11 protein-coding genes and 1 pseudogene are annotated in these 16,349 nt (G+C 61.8%); 7 read left to right on the top strand and 5 right to left on the bottom strand.

Annotated features, from left to right (window positions below; translation table 11 throughout):
• Positions 1-335 precede the first annotated feature (335 nt).
• Positions 336-1,376 (bottom strand): oligosaccharide flippase family protein, encoded by a 1,041-nt coding sequence (locus ETW23_RS22030; protein WP_167738189.1) that lies wholly within the window; start codon positions 1,374-1,376, stop codon positions 336-338.
• A gap of 686 nt (positions 1,377-2,062) precedes the next feature.
• Here ETW23_RS22030 and ETW23_RS22025 point away from each other — a divergent pair.
• A complete protein-coding gene (locus tag ETW23_RS22025; protein WP_134831438.1) occupies positions 2,063-2,386 on the top strand; it encodes a hypothetical protein in 324 nt (107 codons plus the stop codon).
• A gap of 48 nt (positions 2,387-2,434) precedes the next feature.
• Positions 2,435-3,208 carry a class I SAM-dependent methyltransferase gene (locus ETW23_RS22020; RefSeq protein ID WP_134831437.1) on the top strand — a complete coding sequence of 258 codons (774 nt, stop codon included), beginning with the start codon at positions 2,435-2,437 and terminating at the stop codon, positions 3,206-3,208.
• On the opposite strand, the gene ETW23_RS22015 is transcribed toward ETW23_RS22020, so the two are convergent.
• The 3 genes from ETW23_RS22015 to ETW23_RS22005 all read right to left on the bottom strand — a co-directional run bounded on the left by ETW23_RS22015 (position 3,181) and on the right by ETW23_RS22005 (position 7,052).
• Positions 3,181-4,026: a sulfotransferase gene (locus ETW23_RS22015; protein ID WP_254695236.1), complete on the bottom strand. Its 846-nt coding sequence runs from the start codon at positions 4,024-4,026 to the stop codon at positions 3,181-3,183. The genes ETW23_RS22020 and ETW23_RS22015 overlap by 28 nt on opposite strands.
• A gap of 105 nt (positions 4,027-4,131) precedes the next feature.
• Positions 4,132-6,246 (bottom strand): glycosyltransferase family 2 protein, encoded by a 2,115-nt coding sequence (locus ETW23_RS22010; protein ID WP_134831435.1) that lies wholly within the window; start codon positions 6,244-6,246, stop codon positions 4,132-4,134.
• Between the two features lie 8 nt (positions 6,247-6,254).
• Positions 6,255-7,052, bottom strand: coding sequence for a family 16 glycosylhydrolase (locus ETW23_RS22005; protein WP_134831434.1), 798 nt, complete (start codon positions 7,050-7,052; stop codon positions 6,255-6,257).
• Between the two features lie 94 nt (positions 7,053-7,146).
• On the opposite strand from ETW23_RS22005, the gene ETW23_RS22000 reads away from it, so the two are divergent.
• The 4 genes and pseudogenes from ETW23_RS22000 to ETW23_RS21985 all read left to right on the top strand — a co-directional run bounded on the left by ETW23_RS22000 (position 7,147) and on the right by ETW23_RS21985 (position 13,195).
• Positions 7,147-8,085, top strand: a complete 939-nt coding sequence (locus ETW23_RS22000; RefSeq protein WP_134831433.1) for a glycosyltransferase family 2 protein — start codon at positions 7,147-7,149, stop codon at positions 8,083-8,085.
• A 405-nt stretch (positions 8,086-8,490) separates the two neighbouring features.
• Positions 8,491-9,704, top strand: a pseudogene (locus ETW23_RS21995) (IS5 family transposase).
• Between the two features lie 320 nt (positions 9,705-10,024).
• Positions 10,025-11,908 carry a calcium-binding protein gene (locus tag ETW23_RS26615; protein WP_134831432.1) on the top strand — a complete coding sequence of 628 codons (1,884 nt, stop codon included), beginning with the start codon at positions 10,025-10,027 and terminating at the stop codon, positions 11,906-11,908.
• Between the two features lie 714 nt (positions 11,909-12,622).
• Positions 12,623-13,195: a sugar transferase gene (locus ETW23_RS21985; protein ID WP_134831431.1), complete on the top strand. Its 573-nt coding sequence runs from the start codon at positions 12,623-12,625 to the stop codon at positions 13,193-13,195.
• 541 nt (positions 13,196-13,736) lie between these two features.
• On the opposite strand, the gene ETW23_RS21980 is transcribed toward ETW23_RS21985, so the two are convergent.
• Positions 13,737-14,648: a hypothetical protein gene (locus ETW23_RS21980; RefSeq protein WP_134831430.1), complete on the bottom strand. Its 912-nt coding sequence runs from the start codon at positions 14,646-14,648 to the stop codon at positions 13,737-13,739.
• Between the two features lie 125 nt (positions 14,649-14,773).
• Here ETW23_RS21980 and ETW23_RS21975 point away from each other — a divergent pair, with 125 nt between their 5' ends.
• Positions 14,774-16,345 (top strand): hypothetical protein, encoded by a 1,572-nt coding sequence (locus tag ETW23_RS21975; protein WP_134831429.1) that lies wholly within the window; start codon positions 14,774-14,776, stop codon positions 16,343-16,345.
• The last annotated feature ends 4 nt before the right edge of the window (positions 16,346-16,349 follow it).

Below are 16,349 nucleotides of genomic sequence, written 5' to 3'. Positions count from 1 at the left end.
GCCACTGCAGGCTTGCAGCTACTGCCCAGGCCGCCGCCAGCACGGCGGCGGCATACCCCGGCACGGCCCAGCCTTCTGCCTGCCCTGCCAGAACATGCATCCCCGTCCAGGCCAAAGCTGAGATGCCTGCCGTCACCGCCATCGCCCGGAGCGCAGCCAGTCTGCTGAACGGAACCGCTTGATGGGTGTATGACCAGTAGCGGGTAAGTAAGCCAGGGCGAACAGGGTGATCATCGCTGAGACGGCCTCAATTCCGAAGGGCAAAGCCAAAGAAATCGCCGCCAGCCGCAGCACCGTGCGCTCCGTGACCATCCGGAGTCGCAGGCCTGTCCGATTCATAGCCTGGAACATGACACCAGCCGTCCCCCTGCGGCGCTCTCCAGAGCGATGCCCGGTGCCGCCAAGGCGAACAGCAGCCCGGCGTTACGCCAGGGGTCCGAGAAGATGAGAGCAAACAGATCGCCGCCCGCGCCGGCCAGAACTGCCATCGGCGGGAAGATTGCCAGCGCCAGCAGCCGGACACTGCCAATATACAGTGCCGCAACATGCCCGGTGTCGGACTGGGCGGCAGCCATGCGCACATAGGTGACTTGGGCCATCGGTCCGGCCAGCGCCATGACCGGCTGGTTGAGCAGCCGGGATGACATCGTGAACAGCCCAAGGGGCGCCGGCCCGAGCTGATGGCCAATCAATGCCACAGGCGCCTGCCGTTGCACGGTCTGCAGCAAGGAAACGCCCAGAGAATCCCGGGCAAAGGAAAGGTGCTCCCGCAGCCGGACCCCGCGGCGCAGCGGCGCTGGCCGGAAGCCGCTGAGCGCAAAGGCGCCGCCGCATTGTATTGCCGCCAGCAGGATTTGCTGGGCCACCAAGGCCCAGACACCGGCGCCGGACACCGCAAGCGCAACGGCAGCAACCATGCCGGCCAGGGCTGCACTGGTGCGGATCAGTGCCAGCCCGGGAAAGCGGCCATCGCGCTCCAGTCGGGCATTGGGGACCGCAGCCCACGACAGGAACATTGGCGTCACCGAGAGGGCGGCAACAAGCCCGAATAATTCCGGCGCTCCGTGCAGCCAGGCCCAGGCCGGCGCCGCCGCCAGCGCTGTCAAAGCCAGCGCCGGCCCGACGCAGAACAGGAGCCAGAACACGGCCCCCCACTCTTGCGCATCAACGTGCTGCTGCCGGATAAGCGAGCGCCCAAGTCCTGCGTCGCTGAACAGCTGGGCGAAAAGGACCACGACCATTGCCAGCGAGACAAGGCCGAATTCCTCCACCGTCAGGAAACGAGAGATCACCGGCAGGATCAACAACTGGGAAAAAGCTGTAATCAGCCGTGCAGCGCTCAGAGCGCCAGTGCTGACGAGGAAATGCTTTGCCATTACCCGGTGCCCAGTCTCTGCGCGGGCCGCAACCGGGCGCCGCATGTCATGCGGGTCACCGGCACTGCGGGCGGCTGGGCTGCTGAAGCAAGGCGCCCTCTGCAAACTGAATGCGCAAAATAGTCTCCTGCTCAATAAAGGAGGCGAATACTCCGAATACATACCACCCTCCGCGCGGCATCAAGCCCGCTTGGACCGGAAAACAGGCAGGCTGCCTGGGCCCACTGCCGCCCCGTGGCGTTTTTCATGCGGCAAGGGCACCAGATTGATTGATGCGATGCCTCAAAACCGGGCAGAGGCAAAATGCCAGATGCGATGTGCCTAGGCCTGAGTGGCCGCAAAGACCATGGTTGCGGCCGCAGGCCGGGCAGTTCCAGGTGGAGAGTATTTTCCGGGTATTGGGCACAGACCCGGTTCCCAGGCCTGCGCGGGTGTGCTCCGCGGTTTCCAAAGCGCCCGGATATGCCCGTCGGCAAGTCGGTTTTCTTTATTGCAAACCCGCACTACCTTGAAGCCAGTTGTGCTTTGAGCGATGTAAAATGTTTGTTGATGATCCCTTTTCCCGCAACGCAATCCCTGTCAGTGCCGTTCCGCCAGGGCCAGGCCGGGCGGGGCGCTGACGGATGCGTTCTTTGTCCTTGCGCCGCAGCCCTTTTTTGTGCCGCGCGGCCCCCCGGTTGCGGTGCATGCCGCCGGTATTTACGTTGCAGAAGGTGCTTTGCGGCGCGGTCATACTGCCTATGGCCGCCTGGCGGCGGCTGCGCGGCAAATATGATCCGGCGACCGCAGCCGAGGAAGCCGCCCTTGTTGCACCGGCACTGAAGCCTTTCTTCCGGGTTCCTTATACCTGTGGCGTGGTCAGCCCGATCCCCGGGCAGATGAACGGCAAGTTCACCTGTTGCCGGACGCTGCAGAACCGGGTGAGGCTGGAGTTCCGCTTTCGGGCTTATGCCCGCAAACCGGCCCGTTTCATGACAGAGAGGATCGAGCCAGTGCCCGCTGCCGGCTGACAAAGGGGGCAATGCAGCGGCAGCCTTGCCCAAGGAGAGGAAGGACGCATGAGGTTTCTGAGTAAAATCGCCCGCCGCACCGCCGGTGCGCTAACCCGCAATCTCAGGCCGTATGACATGCAACGCTTGACTAAAACGCTGGTGGACCGGGCACGCCCGGATTCAGAGCAGCATGATTTCCGCTGCCCGCTCTGCAACTACCAGGGGCGCTTCGCCCCGATCTTCGGATCCGATGCGATACGCTTCTCCTCCGAATGCCCGGAATGCCACTCCCGCGAGCGCCACCGGTTTCTGAAACTCTGGATGGACGGTGATCCGCGCTGCCAGAGTTTCGGCCGGTTTTTGCATTTTGCTCCGGAACCGGTCCTGAGCAAGGAGCTGATCCCGAAATGCCGTCAGTATCAGACCGCTGACATTGAACCTGGCCGTGCTGATCTGGTGCTGAACATAGAGGAGCTGGCGCTGGAAAGCCAAAGTGTCGACGCGGTCATGGCCAATCATGTGCTGGAACATGTGAATGACGGCAAGGCGTTGCCTGAGTTGCTGCGGGTGCTGCGCCCAGGCGGCTTTGCCATCCTGACCACGCCGGTGATCTATGCCTGGGCAGAAAGTTACGAGAATGCCGCGGTCCACGGAACCAGCCAGCAGCATCTGCATTTCGGTCAGGGCGACCATGTGCGCATCTTCGGCGCCGATCTGGAAGACCGGATCAGGGCCGCAGGTTTCCAGCTGGAAACGGTATGCGCGGACGGGGCAATGGCGGCGCGCTATGCCACCATCCGCGGTGACATGATCTACGTGGCCACCCGGCCGCCGGGCTGAGGGCTGCCGCCGCTGTAGCCAAGCGCGCGCATCTGGTCCCAGAACGGGGCGGGCAGGGCGTCCAGCTCCGCGCCGGTGAGCTGTTCCCGCCATGTTCCTACTGAACGGGGAGAAATCTCCTGGCGCACCTGGGCATGATGCCCTTCCAGTTCGACGTCGCCCATCGCGCCGGGCTGGGTCTTCAGCATCTCCGGCTGAAAGGCCAGCCCGGCCCAGGCAAACAAGGCGCCGAAGGCCGCTTCGGGGGCCGTCACCAAATCCTCATAGCGCAGCAGGTATAAATGCGGGCACCAGCGCGCAAAGCGCCCGCAGGCCCGGTTGGCTTCGGCCCAGCGTTGACCCGCCTCGGATAAACTGCCGTGAAGGCCTGCATTGACATAGGAGAGCGCCACGTCACGGCCATCGCGCATCAGCCAGACATAACGCGCCTGCGGGAACACGGCGCCAATGGCTGGCAAATGATAGGTGTTCCACGGGGTTTTATCACCCCACCGCGCCGCAGGGCTTCCGGATTTACGAGTCAGATAAGCATAAAAGGCCTCAATCAGTGCGCGCAAGCTGCGGGGTTCGAGCTGTTCTGCCTCGGCGGCAAACTCGCCGAGGCTGTCCAGGCCAAAGGTTGGAAAGTGGTAATGTTTCTCGAAGTGGGCGCAAAACAGCCAGACCCGCTGCCGCCAAGGCAATAGCAGCATTTGCGGCCAGCCTTCTATAATGTCGCCCAAAACGTAGGTTTCGGGCGGAATATGGATCTGCTGAGATGCCAGCAAGACGCGCCGGACCAGCGTATTTCCGCTGCGGCCGGAGCCAATTACAAACAGCGGTTCCGCATTTGCCGGACGGGTCCCTGACAGCCGCAGCAGAGGCTGAGCCAGCGTATGCCTCCGGCGGATGATCTTGGCCTGCAGACGCATATATCCCTTTCTTCAGCCTGTTGCTCCGGCCGCGCGGCGCCGGTAGAGCCCGGCAAGTTTACGCAAGGCCGTCAGCGGCGGTACCGCTGCCGTATCGCGGGCGCTCACGCCAGGATCCGTGCAGAACCGCTCCCAGCGCGGCCCCAGCGACCCGCTGCCGTATTTCTCGACCGCAATTTCCCGCGCCCGCGCTGCCCGCGCCCGGGCGGCGGCAGGGTCGGCCGCAATGCGCGCCAGCACAGCGGCCGTGTCTTCTGGTCTGCAGTACTCAGCCATATCCCCGAAGGTCGCCTGCAGCCGGGGGTCCAGCAGGCAGATCCGCCCGCAAAAAGCTGCTTCGACCGCTGTACGGCCAAAGGCCTCGGTCAGATTCGGATGATAGTGATACACAAAGGCATCCAGCGAGTTGAGAAAGGCAGCCACCGGCTCGGCGCCGAATTTCAGCACCTCCCAGCGCTCCGGATGCGCCCCTTTGGCGGCCAGCGCGGCGGCCGGGCAGCCCAGCACCCGCACCGCGACATCTGCCCCGGCGGGCAGAGAGGCATCAATCGCGCTGCCTGTGGCAGGAAATTTCAGCGCATCGGCACGGCCGTGGCGGCCAATAATGATCTGCGGCCCTTGCAGGAGCGGCCGCTGCACCGGAAAACCAGCCGGGTCAAAGACATTGGGCCAGTCTTCCAAGCTCATCCGCAGCAGCGGGGCAAAACTGGCTAGTTGCCGCCGCACGACGCCGGACACCGGCGCAAACCAGGGCGTGCAGCGCAAGCCCAAGCTGCGGCGTGCGCGGCGCGCTGTGGCGACTGGATCGTATTCCAGCGAGCCATCGCTGCGAAAGGGCGCATGATGGGCCACGATCATTGCGCGGCCGGCTGATAGCTGCGCCCGTTCCTCAATGCCGTGAAAGAACACCAGCGGATGGTGCAGAAAGGCCAGGGGGGCCCGTGCCGCGGTTCCCGGCTGCAGCCGTGCCACCCCATCAAGATCGCACAGCGCCAGGGCTGCCGGGTTCATAGGATCGCGGGAATCCTGCAAATAGGCCGACCGCACAAACAGCAGCCCGATTTTCAGCCCAAGCCCCGCCAAAGTGGCAACATCGGTGGCCAGCGCCGCGGTGCTGCCGCCGGAAAAGCGGCCATCTGCCACCACCAGCACATCGAATTCCTGCGGTAAAGGCCGCCGCCGCAGACGTTTCCGCACTTCGCCGGCCAGCTGTCCCGCCAAACTGGAAATCACGGGAAGCGGCGCCCGGAAACAGGCGGCAGCTCCCAGCAGGTCGCGGTTGCGTTTAGCGGCGATCAATCTCCGCCAGGCCCACTTCTTGCGCTGCTCCAGCTGATGCGCCCGGAGCGCTGCGCGGGTGCGCCGGTCCAGCCCGGGCCGGGCAAGCAGCGCTGTGTCAGCCGCGATCAGATGCGCATGGGCCTCAACCGGATGCGACCCGGACAAGGAGTCCGGACGTACTACGGCCACATAGCCCGCGGGGTCGGTGAGGATGAAGCGGGCACCGGCCAAAAGCGCTTCGACATAAAAGATATAATCCTCGCCCAGCCGGATACCGGGATCATAGGAAAGCCTTTGCGCTTCGAGGAATGCCCGGGACATGAGCGGTTTCAGAAAGCCCATCTCGTGCCGGCCGCCCCGCCTGGCCGAGAGATTGGATTCCACAAACAGCGCCGCATCGATCTTCTGCCGGTCAATCGGGGTTTCGGAGCAAAGCCGCCGCCGCGGCCCCTGCGGATTTCCCTCTTCCACCTTCCAGATGTCATCGGCGGTGAAATCCGCGCCTTCCTCCCCGGCGATGGCTATCAGCCGCTCCAGCCGGCCCGGCTCCATGAAATCATCCGCATCCAGCACCGCGATCCAAGGAGCGTGGCTTGCTGCGATGGCCCGGTTCCGTGCCGCGGCGGGGCCGAGGTTTTGCTTTTGGCGCAGCAGTTTCAGCCGTGTGTCCCCCGCAGCCAACCGCCCGGCAGCGGCAGCGGTGCCATCGGAGGACGCATCATCCACCACCACCACTTCAACCGGAACTGTTTGTGCCAGCGCACTGCGCACAGCCCTCTCCAGCGTTGCGGCAGCATTCCATGCGGCAATCACCACCGTAACCAGCGGGCCGGTTGCGTCTTGCATGTGCGGACTCACTGTGAAACAGGCAGATCAGAGCATTGCTGGCCAAGCGCGCCCAAGGGGCGGTAAGAAACACAATAGTAGCGTGCCACAGCTCTGATGCCGTTTGGGGCAAAGCCGGACCAGTCGCGCTGCGCCTCAGCGCCCCCCCAGATATTGAGATAGATCTTCTGCGGACGGCTGGGAATCTCCGCTTCCTTCCCTGTTATCCGCAGCAGCTCTTTGCCGTCGGCAAACCAGGCCAGGCTGTCTTCCGTCCACTCGAAAGCATAAACATGCGGCCCGGCTGCGGCGTCGAAGCCAAGGCCGATCCATTGCCCCGGTAGCTTTTTCCCGTCGGTGAAACGGTTGACCCAGGCCTTTGTGGTATCGCGGCCCAGAAATTCGAAATCGATCTCATTGTGCGGATCGTCAAAGTAGGGCCCGGTATAGGTGAAGAAGGACGAAATCACCCCTTCGCCCCGCGCTGCGGTCATAACCACCTCGTAACGCCCGTAGCGGGTCGCCTGCCGCCACTGCAACTCACCGCCCTGAAAATCTTTCCCCGTCTCTGGCGGAGCCGGTGCCAGCGAAAGCAGCACCGCCCCGTCTTCCGGGCCGGTTTCCACCGCAGTCCGGCTCCAGCCGGTACGGAAGCTCGGTTTCTTGACCGAGAAATCGGAAATGTACCATCCGCCGCTGTCCAGGTCATCCATCCGGGACAGGAACCCGCTGTCTTGTATTTCAGATGCTGCCCAAGACGGAAGCACTGCCAGCGCAACCGCCAGCGCTCCGAAGCCTGGGCGCCGCCATCCGCCGTAAATACTCATAGCGCAATAATCCCCCTACCCATATAACCTTCTAAGGCCGCACAAGTCTTTGTGGAGTTTTCCATTGAATGCCCTTGCAGGTTAGTTTGCTGACATGACTGACGCAACCGTGATCATCGCGGCCTGGAAGGCGGAGGCGCATCTTGCGCGCAGTGTGGAAAGCGCACTGGCGCAGCGGGATGTGGACCTGGAAGTCATCATCATAGACGACGCCTCACCTGATGGCACTGCCCGCAAGGCACAGGAACTGGCCGCGCGGGACAGGCGGGTGTCGGTGTTGCAACTCACAGAAAACGCCGGTCCGGCGGGCGCCCGCAATGCCGGGCTGGATGCAGCTTGCGGCAAATGGATTGCAGTGCTTGATGCCGATGATGCAATGATGCCGGGGCGGCTGGCAGCCATGATCGCCCTGGCAAAAAACCATGGTGCCGATGCCATCTACGACGGCCTGCAGTTCGCGGAGGCCGGCGGCCGCCCGGCCGGGCGGCCGCGGCTGGCCGCACCTGCTGCCACCGGGCCGGCTCCCTGGACGCTTGAGACTTTCCTGGCCGGCAATCAAGTCACCCCTGGCCGTCTCAGCCTGGGATACCTCAAGCCACTGATATCGAAAGACTTTATGGATATGCATAATATGCGCTACAATCCTGCTCTGCGCAATGGAGAAGATTTCCACCTTATGCTCGGCATGTTGGCCAAAGGTGCGCAGCTTTGGTTCCAGCCCGAGCCTGGATATCTTTACACCATCCGTGCCGGTTCGGTCTCCAACCGCTTCGACCCGGCGCATGCCCGGGCTCTATCCAAGGCGGATGCGGAATTCCTTGCCCGCCATGGCGCCGCGCTCAGCACCGCAAGCGTGGCGCTGATGCACCGCCGCCAGCGGCGCATCGCCGATCTTGCAGCAACCGAAGCCGCAATGCAGGCGCTGCGTGCCGCGCGCCCTGACCGCGCCGCTGCAGAACTGATGCGCCGTCCGCAGGCCTTCGCACGTTTTCTCAGCCAATTGGGCGCTGCTCTGTGGCAGCGGCTCCGCTGACCGGGTGCAGTACGGCATCATGGCCAGCGGTTGCTGCGGATCTCTTTTGGCGGAACTGTATGGCGGAGCGGAAACTCGTTTGCATTTCAATGCCATTAAATAGCGCCGGTTTTCTTCCCCGTCGGCAGGGAGACGTTACAGAAGGCTGCATGCGGCAGTGCATGAACGATTGCCTCAACCCGTTTTCGGCCATGCAGGTCTGGCGTCTCAGCTTGTTTTTTGCCCCCAGTTCGATGGATCTTATTAACCTGCTTTGCCACCTGCAGGCCTGATTTTGAAGGCCGTGCTCACTCGGTTTCTGATCCGGGCTTCATACACGCTTTCGGATTGATGGCTTTACTTGGCTTTGTTGCACAAACGGCGTGAGGGATTCCCTGTTTGAATCCAGTGGAGTAGCAACGGCGCATGAGCAGTTGGTCCCCTACGACGTACAAGACCAGGAACTGGCCTTCGTACAACACGGCGCTGAGGCAGCGCGGTTCGCTATCGGTCTGGTTTGATCCTGATATGGAATGGTATGCCCCGTCGACCGGCAAGCGCGGTCGTCAGCGCGAGTTCAGCGACGCGGCAATCCAGGTTTGTCTCACGATGAAGGTACTATTCGGCATGCCCCTTCGCCAGATCGAGCCATGGGAACGCCACTGGTCCGAGAGACCATGGCGAGGCGGCTTCGTCGAAAGCTTGTTGCGGCTGGCAGGCTTTGACTGGAAAGTACCGAACTTCAGCACTCTGTGCCGTCCATTGCCCGGCAGGCGAATTGCATCGCAAATCTGCCGAGAGGGGCCAGAAGACGTTGAGCGTCGCCATCCCCTATCGCGGAGGGACGGGTCCTTTGCACCTGCTGATCGACGCGACCGGGATCAAAGCGGAAGGTGAAGGAGAGTGGAACGCCCGTAAGCCCCCTCTCGCGCATGCCATGCATGTGCTGCCGGGCAGCGGGCGGGCCAAAGAAGCGCCTTTGGCGCAAGCTCCATCCCGGTATGGATGAAGAAACACTGGAGATCCGCGCGGTTGGCGTCACGGCAAGCAATGTCGGCCCCTCTCGGCAGATTTCTGCAGAAATCGCCTGCCGGGCAACGGACGCTCCAATTCTGCCCGGCCTCCTGAACCAGATCCCGCCCGGCCAGGAGATTGCCACGGTCACCGCCCCCTCTCGGCAGCATCCTGCGGATGCGCCTGCCGGGCAGTGGATGGGGCTTATGACACCCGCAGATGCCACAATGTGATTGCCGCTCGCGGAGCCGCCGCCGCTCGCCATTGTGCTGGAACCAATGGCGCATCAATGGCTCGCTCCCGCCGCGTAAGAATGCCCAACTTTGGAAGCCTGCCACGGCAGGAGCTATCGCGCGAAACGAAGCTGTGAGGGCCTGCAAATATCTTGGACGGGCACTCTGGCGAAAGTTGACCGGCTATCACCGCCGAAGCCGCGCCGAAACGAAACCTTTCGTGACATTGCTGTGCAATGCACTGCCGGTCAGTGGATGAACTGCGTCAAACGCCTTGGCCAAGGCATCATGGCACGGGACTTCGACCGACAGGTCGCTGAACTCCAGATCCGGATCGCGGTGCTGAACCGCTACACCGCTCTTGGCATCCCCCTCACAGAGCCCGTAGGATAAGTCCGTCTGGGGAAAGGCGAAGTGTGCTCAAACCCCGATTTGTGCAACAAAGCCGCTTTACTTGGACCTGAAACACTCTAAACGAGGATAACCGGTGGTTTCGGGCTGCAGGACATGTCAACGATACGGCTATAAATTCCCGTTTTATCAATTGATTGACAGCCCCTAACGATAGGTATTTAAATTATATTGCTTTTGCTCGACGCTAAGATGTCGAAAAAAACCATGCGAAATTCTGCCACCACCGCCTAAATCATGGTGTTCATGCGGCGTTTTTCATGCGGCGGTGTGTTACGTAAATAGTTTCGAGGAATGAGTGAATGACCTACCACTATTGGAATTACCCACCCAAGGCTGATCCCATCCAATACGAATTTACGGCTTTTGGGTTGGATGACCTTCAGGACGCAGGCCTCACAGGCCAGGTTTCAAGGGGTGACACCTTCACAATGCCGGGCAGTGCTTCGCTCACATTCAACGTGACCGATAACGACAGTTCGCTTTCTGGGGACAGGTTCTTCTACCGGAATGACAACGCAATTGACCGTTCTTTCCAGACCTCATCAATAATCGAGGACGAGGCCGAAGTCGGCAACGGCGGCCAGATATATGCCGAGAAGTTCTTCTTCGTCAGAGACGAGAACGGCAACCGTTACATTATGGTCGAGATCGAACAGGAAGGGTCCGGCGAAAACTACTATACATTTCTGTCACGCTCCGGGCCGCCGCCAGCAGGCGCTGTCCTCACGGTAGGCGGATCCTGCAACGTCTTCGGCAGCTGGGTCAGATATGACAAACTTGGTGCCGGTGAGGTCGTCGTGCCGGGAGAACTCATCGTTGGCACCAGCGGCGATGATACGTTGACCGGCTTTTCCGGTGACGATACCATCGTGGGTGGCGGCGGCCGCGATTTTCTGGACGGAGCAGGAGGCAATGACCTGATCCAGGGCCAGGGCAGCGCAGATACGCTGATCGGCGGGGCCGGAGAGGATGTTCTGGAGGCAGGGCGCGGCGCTTCGGATCTGCTGACCGGAGGAGCTGATGCTGACACGTTCCGGTTCGAGGACAGCTTCGGCACCGACACGATCACCGATTTTGAAAGGGGCGTTGACGTGGTCGACCTGGGCGCGCTCTCACTCATCGGCGGGTTCAGCGCTCTTACGATCACAGACGGGGCAAGCGGGGCAGTGGTCGACACCACCCAAGGCCTCATCGTTCTGGAAGGCGTGGCGGCTGCAGACCTGTCTGATGCCGACTTCATCTTTCCTGACAACATTGTGGGCACCGCCGGCGATGATCTGTTGAGCGGCACCCCCGGCGACGATGTGTTCGTGGCCCTTGGCGGCAATGACACGCTGATCGGCGGCGGCGGCCGTGACCTGATGGACGGCGGCGAAGGCAATGACCTGATCCAGGGCCAGGGCAGCGCAGATACGCTGATCGGCGGGGCCGGAGAGGATGTTCTGGAGGCAGGGCGCGGCGCTTCGGATCTGCTGACCGGAGGAGCTGATGCTGACACGTTCCGGTTCGAGGACAGCTTCGGCACCGACACGATCACCGATTTTGAAAGGGGCGTTGACGTGGTCGACCTGGGCGCGCTCTCACTCATCGGCGGGTTCAGCGCTCTTACGATCACAGACGGGGCAAGCGGGGCAGTGGTCGACACCACCCAAGGCCTCATCGTTCTGGAAGGCGTGGCGGCTGCAGACCTGTCTGATGCCGACTTCATCTTTCCTGACAACATTGTGGGCACCGCCGGCGATGATCTGTTGAGCGGCACCCCCGGCGACGATGTGTTCGTGGCCCTTGGCGGCAATGACACGCTGATCGGCGGCGGCGGCCGTGACCTGATGGACGGCGGCGAAGGCAATGACCTGATCCAGGGCCAGGGCAGCGCAGATACGCTGATCGGCGGGGCCGGAGAGGATGTTCTGGAGGCAGGGCGCGGCGCTTCGGATCTGCTGACCGGAGGAGCTGACGCTGACACGTTCCGGTTCGAGGAGAGCTTCGGCACCGACACGATCACCGATTTTGAAACGGGTCTCGACGTGATCGACCTGGTCGCGCTCTCGCTCGCCGGAGGGTTCAGCGCTCTTACGATCACAGACGGGGCAAGCGGGGCAGTGGTCGACACCACCCAAGGCGTGATCATCTTAGAGGGCGTCGCACTTGCTGACGTAACTGACACGCTCTTCCTGTTCTAGGCGCGCGGAGCCCTTCCAGAGGAGCCGTGCCAAGGATGACCGGCTGAGGTGATCAGAGGGCTCGGCTTGGCGACTAGCCGAGCCCAGGTTCATCCGCCCAACGGAGAAGCGATACGTTTATGGTCCAGACCCTAAGGTGCTGATCTGACTGATCCGGTTCAATTCGCATTGCCTCATCGACCTCGAAAGAACGGAAGATGTTCCCGGACAGCATAAAACCAAGCTCCATCAGCGGACTGGCCGCACCGTCAATAAAGACAGGCTGAGTGCAGGTGCCGTCAGGGTTTGTCCCTGGCTCTCCGCTTGCGCACTGTTCCGTGCTGATGTTCGATACAAGCGCCAATACTCGCGGTCTTTTCTCTTCCAAGACGTGCTGAAGCAGCGTCAAGGATGCCGGATATGTCTCAGGTTAAAACCAGGAGACTTTAATCCTTGCAAAACGTGAATAAAGCCCCGTAAAGTTGCCTAAAACAATAGTCAATATACATATAAGGCCAGGCCAGAGCCAATAAGGCGAAACCAAGGGCCAAGAGGTTGAGTGCGGGCAATTTTGTTGCTGGGTTCCCGATGTCGGGCAGTATTTCGACGGGGGGGAGTTAAAGAGTGTTAAATCAAGAGAATAACGCAGTTATTTCAGAAGAATGCATCATACACCGGCGGGGGCGCTGGAGGTTCGCAGCCAAACGGGCATTTGATATTGCAGCAGGCTGCACCATGCTGCTTCTGTTCGCCCCTTTGATGCTTTTAATTTCGGCGCTGATTGTGCGCCGGGATGGGTGGGGTGTATTCTACGTGCACAAACGGATTGGCCGGAACGGCCAGACCTTCGGCTGCATCAAATTCCGCACCATGGTGAAGGATGCCGATCAGCGTCTGGCGCAGATCCTCGCAACCGATCCGGTGGCGCGCAAGGAATGGGCGGCCTGCCAAAAGCTGCGCAACGATCCGAGGATCATTTCCGGCATTGGCCACCGCCTACGCCAGTCAAGCCTGGATGAGTTACCGCAGATCTGGAACGTCATCCGCGGCGACATGAGCATCGTTGGCTCCCGCCCGGTCACCCGGGACGAGTTGGTGCGCTACGGGCTCGCAGGACAGCTCTACATGCAGATGCGCCCGGGGCTCACCGGGCCTTGGCAGGTTGGAGGCCGGTCTGAGGCCTCCTATGAAGCCAGGATCCGGATGGATGTGGAATATTTCCGCAGCTGGAGTTTTGTGCAGGACATCCAGATTACGGCAAAAACCGCACTTATGGTACTGAAAGGCCGTTCTCCTGGCGCCTTCTGACGAAGGCGCTGCTGCTCATGAACTGCTGCTGGAACGGTTCAAGCGGGCTTTGATCAGTCCGCTTGAAAGAGTCCTTACCCCCCGCTGCACGCGGTGCGCGGGACGATTTCCAGCCGCATCTCGGCGGGCAGACGGACCAGCAAAAAAAAAGGTCATAGGTGCTCCCGCAACCCAGATGAACAGTCCCCAGGCCCAGGCCTCTCCTCCGAGAGCTGCATAACCGGCAAGGCCCATTAGCAGAGCCGTACCATAACCTTTGGCCAGTGTCGCAAGCATTTTGCCTCTATATGCCTCCAAAAGCTGCAAGCCCGGTTCAGGCCAAAGCTGCAATTTTCAGCCTCATATCTATACGGCTTCTACAACTTAAGGGGTACCCCTTAAGATGACCATGAGCATATATACTAGGCATGTCAAACACAATCAATGCTGTGCAAAGCGGCGAAATTATTCTCTTGGAGTGGCGGAATAGGCAAAACTCAGCTTATATTGCAGGATTCAAGAGGAACTTTCATAGGCTGATTACATGAAAATCACAAGCAATCTAAGGAAGATTTCCTTTTGCTCGAAGACACGCCGCAGCCCACGCCGCCAGTGCCAGCAAGCCCAGGTAGGAAAAGACATCGCGCCGACCTGGCGGATGCACATGCAGCGCCTCCACCATAAAGGCTCCCTCCGGCGTAAATTGCCCGGTGACCGACACCAGCCGGGCGCTCTCAGGCAGTTGCAGCCCCGTCAGCGGCAGCTGTTCGCCGGTCCAAGCCTGCAGCAACGGCGCCCCAGCCGCATCCCAGATCACCGGACTGCGGTCGAAACCGGCCAAGCGGCCAGGCCGGGCTTCAACTTGGCGCAAGCTCGCGGCATAATGCAGATCCGCTTGCAAAGCCGGCGCCATCAAAGCCAGGGGCAACAGGGCATAACTCGCCGCCAGTACAGTCGCGGCGGCATAGCGTTTTCGCGGCAGCGGTTTGGCTGCAAGCGCCGGGCCGGCCCAGGGGCGCTCACGCAGCCAAGCCCATATGAAATACCCCAGCCCGAAGCCGGTCATGGCCAGAGCCGGCCAGTCTTCCGGCCAGTAGAGGCCGAAGTTCAGCAGCCGCCAGTCGAAGGGGGCAAAGAGCATCACCCCATTGGCCCATTTGGTCTGGGTTGCGTCCAGCAGAAGATGCAAAAGGCAGCCCAGCCCCATCACCAGCCCGGCCCGCAGCGGCCGCGCCGACAGGCAGGCCAGCGCGGCAGTTGCAACCAGGCAAAGAACAAGCGCACTTTGCACCACCGCGTAAATCCTCAGGTCATAGGGGGAAATCTCCAGCGGCAGCGCCCGCACGAGACGCTGCAGGATCCAGGGCAGATCCGGCACAAGGCAGCCTGTCAGGATCCAGCCCATGCTGGCCCTCGGGATTATGCCCCGGGTTATCAGAGCATGGGCACCGATATGGGCCAGTGCATTGGGCATGGCTTGCGTACTCGTTTTCTGGCACCGTTCACTGGTGCGGGCACCGGAGCACCCGGCTGTTTCAGAATTAGCGCATGCGGCCGGGGCCAGCAACACGGCTCGAAGCCGTTTCGAAGGATATGGCAATGAGCTCAACCGCCGCTACCCGCTCTTTGCACCCGGCCCTGGCCGCTGCTTTGGCTGTGCTGATTTCTGCCGCCGCAGCCCTGCTGCGAACCGGGCTGCTGGAGGCGCCGCCGGAATTCGATGAGCTTTACCACCTTCTCGCGGCCCGCGGTTGGCTGAAAACGGGCACGCCGGCTATTCTGGACGGGCAGTACGGCAGGGGGCTTTTGTTCACCCGCGCAGTGGCGCAGTTGTTTGCCTCCACCGGCACGGACAGCCTTGAAACCGGCCGCCTGATCTCGCTGGCCGCAGGCAGCCTGCTGCCCGCCGTGCTGTTCCTCTGGCTGGCTTACAGTGCCGGGCTGGCTATCGGGCTGACCGCGGCGGCCCTTACCATCTTCTGGCCGCAAAGCCAGATCGAAGCGCAGCTTTTGCGCTTCTATGCTCTGCATGTGTTGTGTTTTTTCATCGGAGCCGCTGCTTTCTACAACGTGCTCACAGGCCACGGCTTTCAGCGCTTTGCCTGGGCCGCCGCGGCAGCAGCGGCCTGGGGCCTGGCGGTCAAGCTCCAGATCAGCAGCGTCATCGGCATCAGTGCCGCCCTGGTTTGGGGTTGTACCGTTTCGATTTTCGCGCTGATTGCAAACTGGCGCGGGCGGATAACTGCGATAGCTGCAGCGGCCGCCCTGCTCGCCTTGGCCCTGGCTGCAGCGGCTTTCGCAGATTTGCTTGAAAAGGCATGGGCCTTCTACCGCTGGACACCGGATCATAATGCAGCGCTGCGGGATTATCCGGGCTTCTATCACGCGAATCTGCGGAAGTACCATGGGATCCTTTGGTACGGGACACCTTTGCTCGCCGCCTTGGCGCTCTGGCTGCGGCCGAAACCCGCCAGTTACTGCCTCACCCTTTTTGCCGCCTTTTTTCTGACCCTGAGCTTCGGAGGCATGAAGGCGTTCCGCTACCTGTCTTGCGCCGTGCCATTGCTTTTTGCACTCTGGGCTATTGCCATGGCTGGCGGAACCGCCCTGACCGGAAAGATCTTGTCAAAGCGCCGTCCGGACCGGCGGCCTGTTCTGACCGGGCTGACCGCCGTCTTCCTGCTGGCAGCTGTCCTCACCGCAAGCGGTTTTGTTCAGCGCAGCCTGCAGGTCGCACGCGGCGAGGGCATCGCGCCACGCGGCGACTGGCGGCAGGCCGGTGAAGCGGTCGGCAACTGGCTCGACGCACCGTTTACAGCAACCACCCGAGAGCTGCACATGCTGGCCTATGTGGGACCCTACGACCTGCTGATCAACTCCAGCCGCATCACCGAGCTGCCATCCCCGCAAGAGTTCGGCATAGATCCCCGGACCGGGCGCCCGATCGCGGGCAGCCCTGCGGCAATCGCCCGGCTCTTGGCCTGCAAGCGGGAGGGGCTGCTGGTGGCCGGGGCCAAATGGTGGTCCGCCGGGAGCGAAGCCGTTGCCATGCAGTCTCAATTCGAGGCAGCCGGACTGCAAATCGAAACCCGCCGCAAGGGGCCGGTACTGGCAGTGCGCTGGTCCGACCCCAGCCGCCGGCGCAGCAACTGCACCGGCCTTCCCCTCTAGCCGG

This window comes from Leisingera sp. NJS201, from assembly GCF_004535885.1.
GTDB lineage: Bacteria > Pseudomonadota > Alphaproteobacteria > Rhodobacterales > Rhodobacteraceae > Leisingera.
Note: the sequence above shows the minus strand (reverse complement) of the source record. Positions and strands in the feature narration are given on the sequence as shown.

Bases quoted from the DNA above. Each gene is read 5' to 3' on its own strand.
- ETW23_RS22030 (WP_167738189.1), bottom strand. From the start codon at position 1,376: ATGGCAAAGCATTTCCTCGTCAGCACTGGCGCTCTGAGCGCTGCACGG.
- ETW23_RS22025 (WP_134831438.1), top strand. From the start codon at position 2,063: ATGCCGCCGGTATTTACGTTGCAGAAGGTGCTTTGCGGCGCGGTCATA.
- ETW23_RS22020 (WP_134831437.1), top strand. From the start codon at position 2,435: ATGAGGTTTCTGAGTAAAATCGCCCGCCGCACCGCCGGTGCGCTAACC.
- ETW23_RS22010 (WP_134831435.1), bottom strand. From the start codon at position 6,246: ATGCAAGACGCAACCGGCCCGCTGGTTACGGTGGTGATTGCCGCATGG.
- ETW23_RS22005 (WP_134831434.1), bottom strand. From the start codon at position 7,052: ATGAGTATTTACGGCGGATGGCGGCGCCCAGGCTTCGGAGCGCTGGCG.
- ETW23_RS22000 (WP_134831433.1), top strand. From the start codon at position 7,147: ATGACTGACGCAACCGTGATCATCGCGGCCTGGAAGGCGGAGGCGCAT.
- ETW23_RS26615 (WP_134831432.1), top strand. From the start codon at position 10,025: ATGACCTACCACTATTGGAATTACCCACCCAAGGCTGATCCCATCCAA.
- ETW23_RS21985 (WP_134831431.1), top strand. From the start codon at position 12,623: ATGCTGCTTCTGTTCGCCCCTTTGATGCTTTTAATTTCGGCGCTGATT.
- ETW23_RS21980 (WP_134831430.1), bottom strand. From the start codon at position 14,648: ATGCCCAATGCACTGGCCCATATCGGTGCCCATGCTCTGATAACCCGG.
- ETW23_RS21975 (WP_134831429.1), top strand. From the start codon at position 14,774: ATGAGCTCAACCGCCGCTACCCGCTCTTTGCACCCGGCCCTGGCCGCT.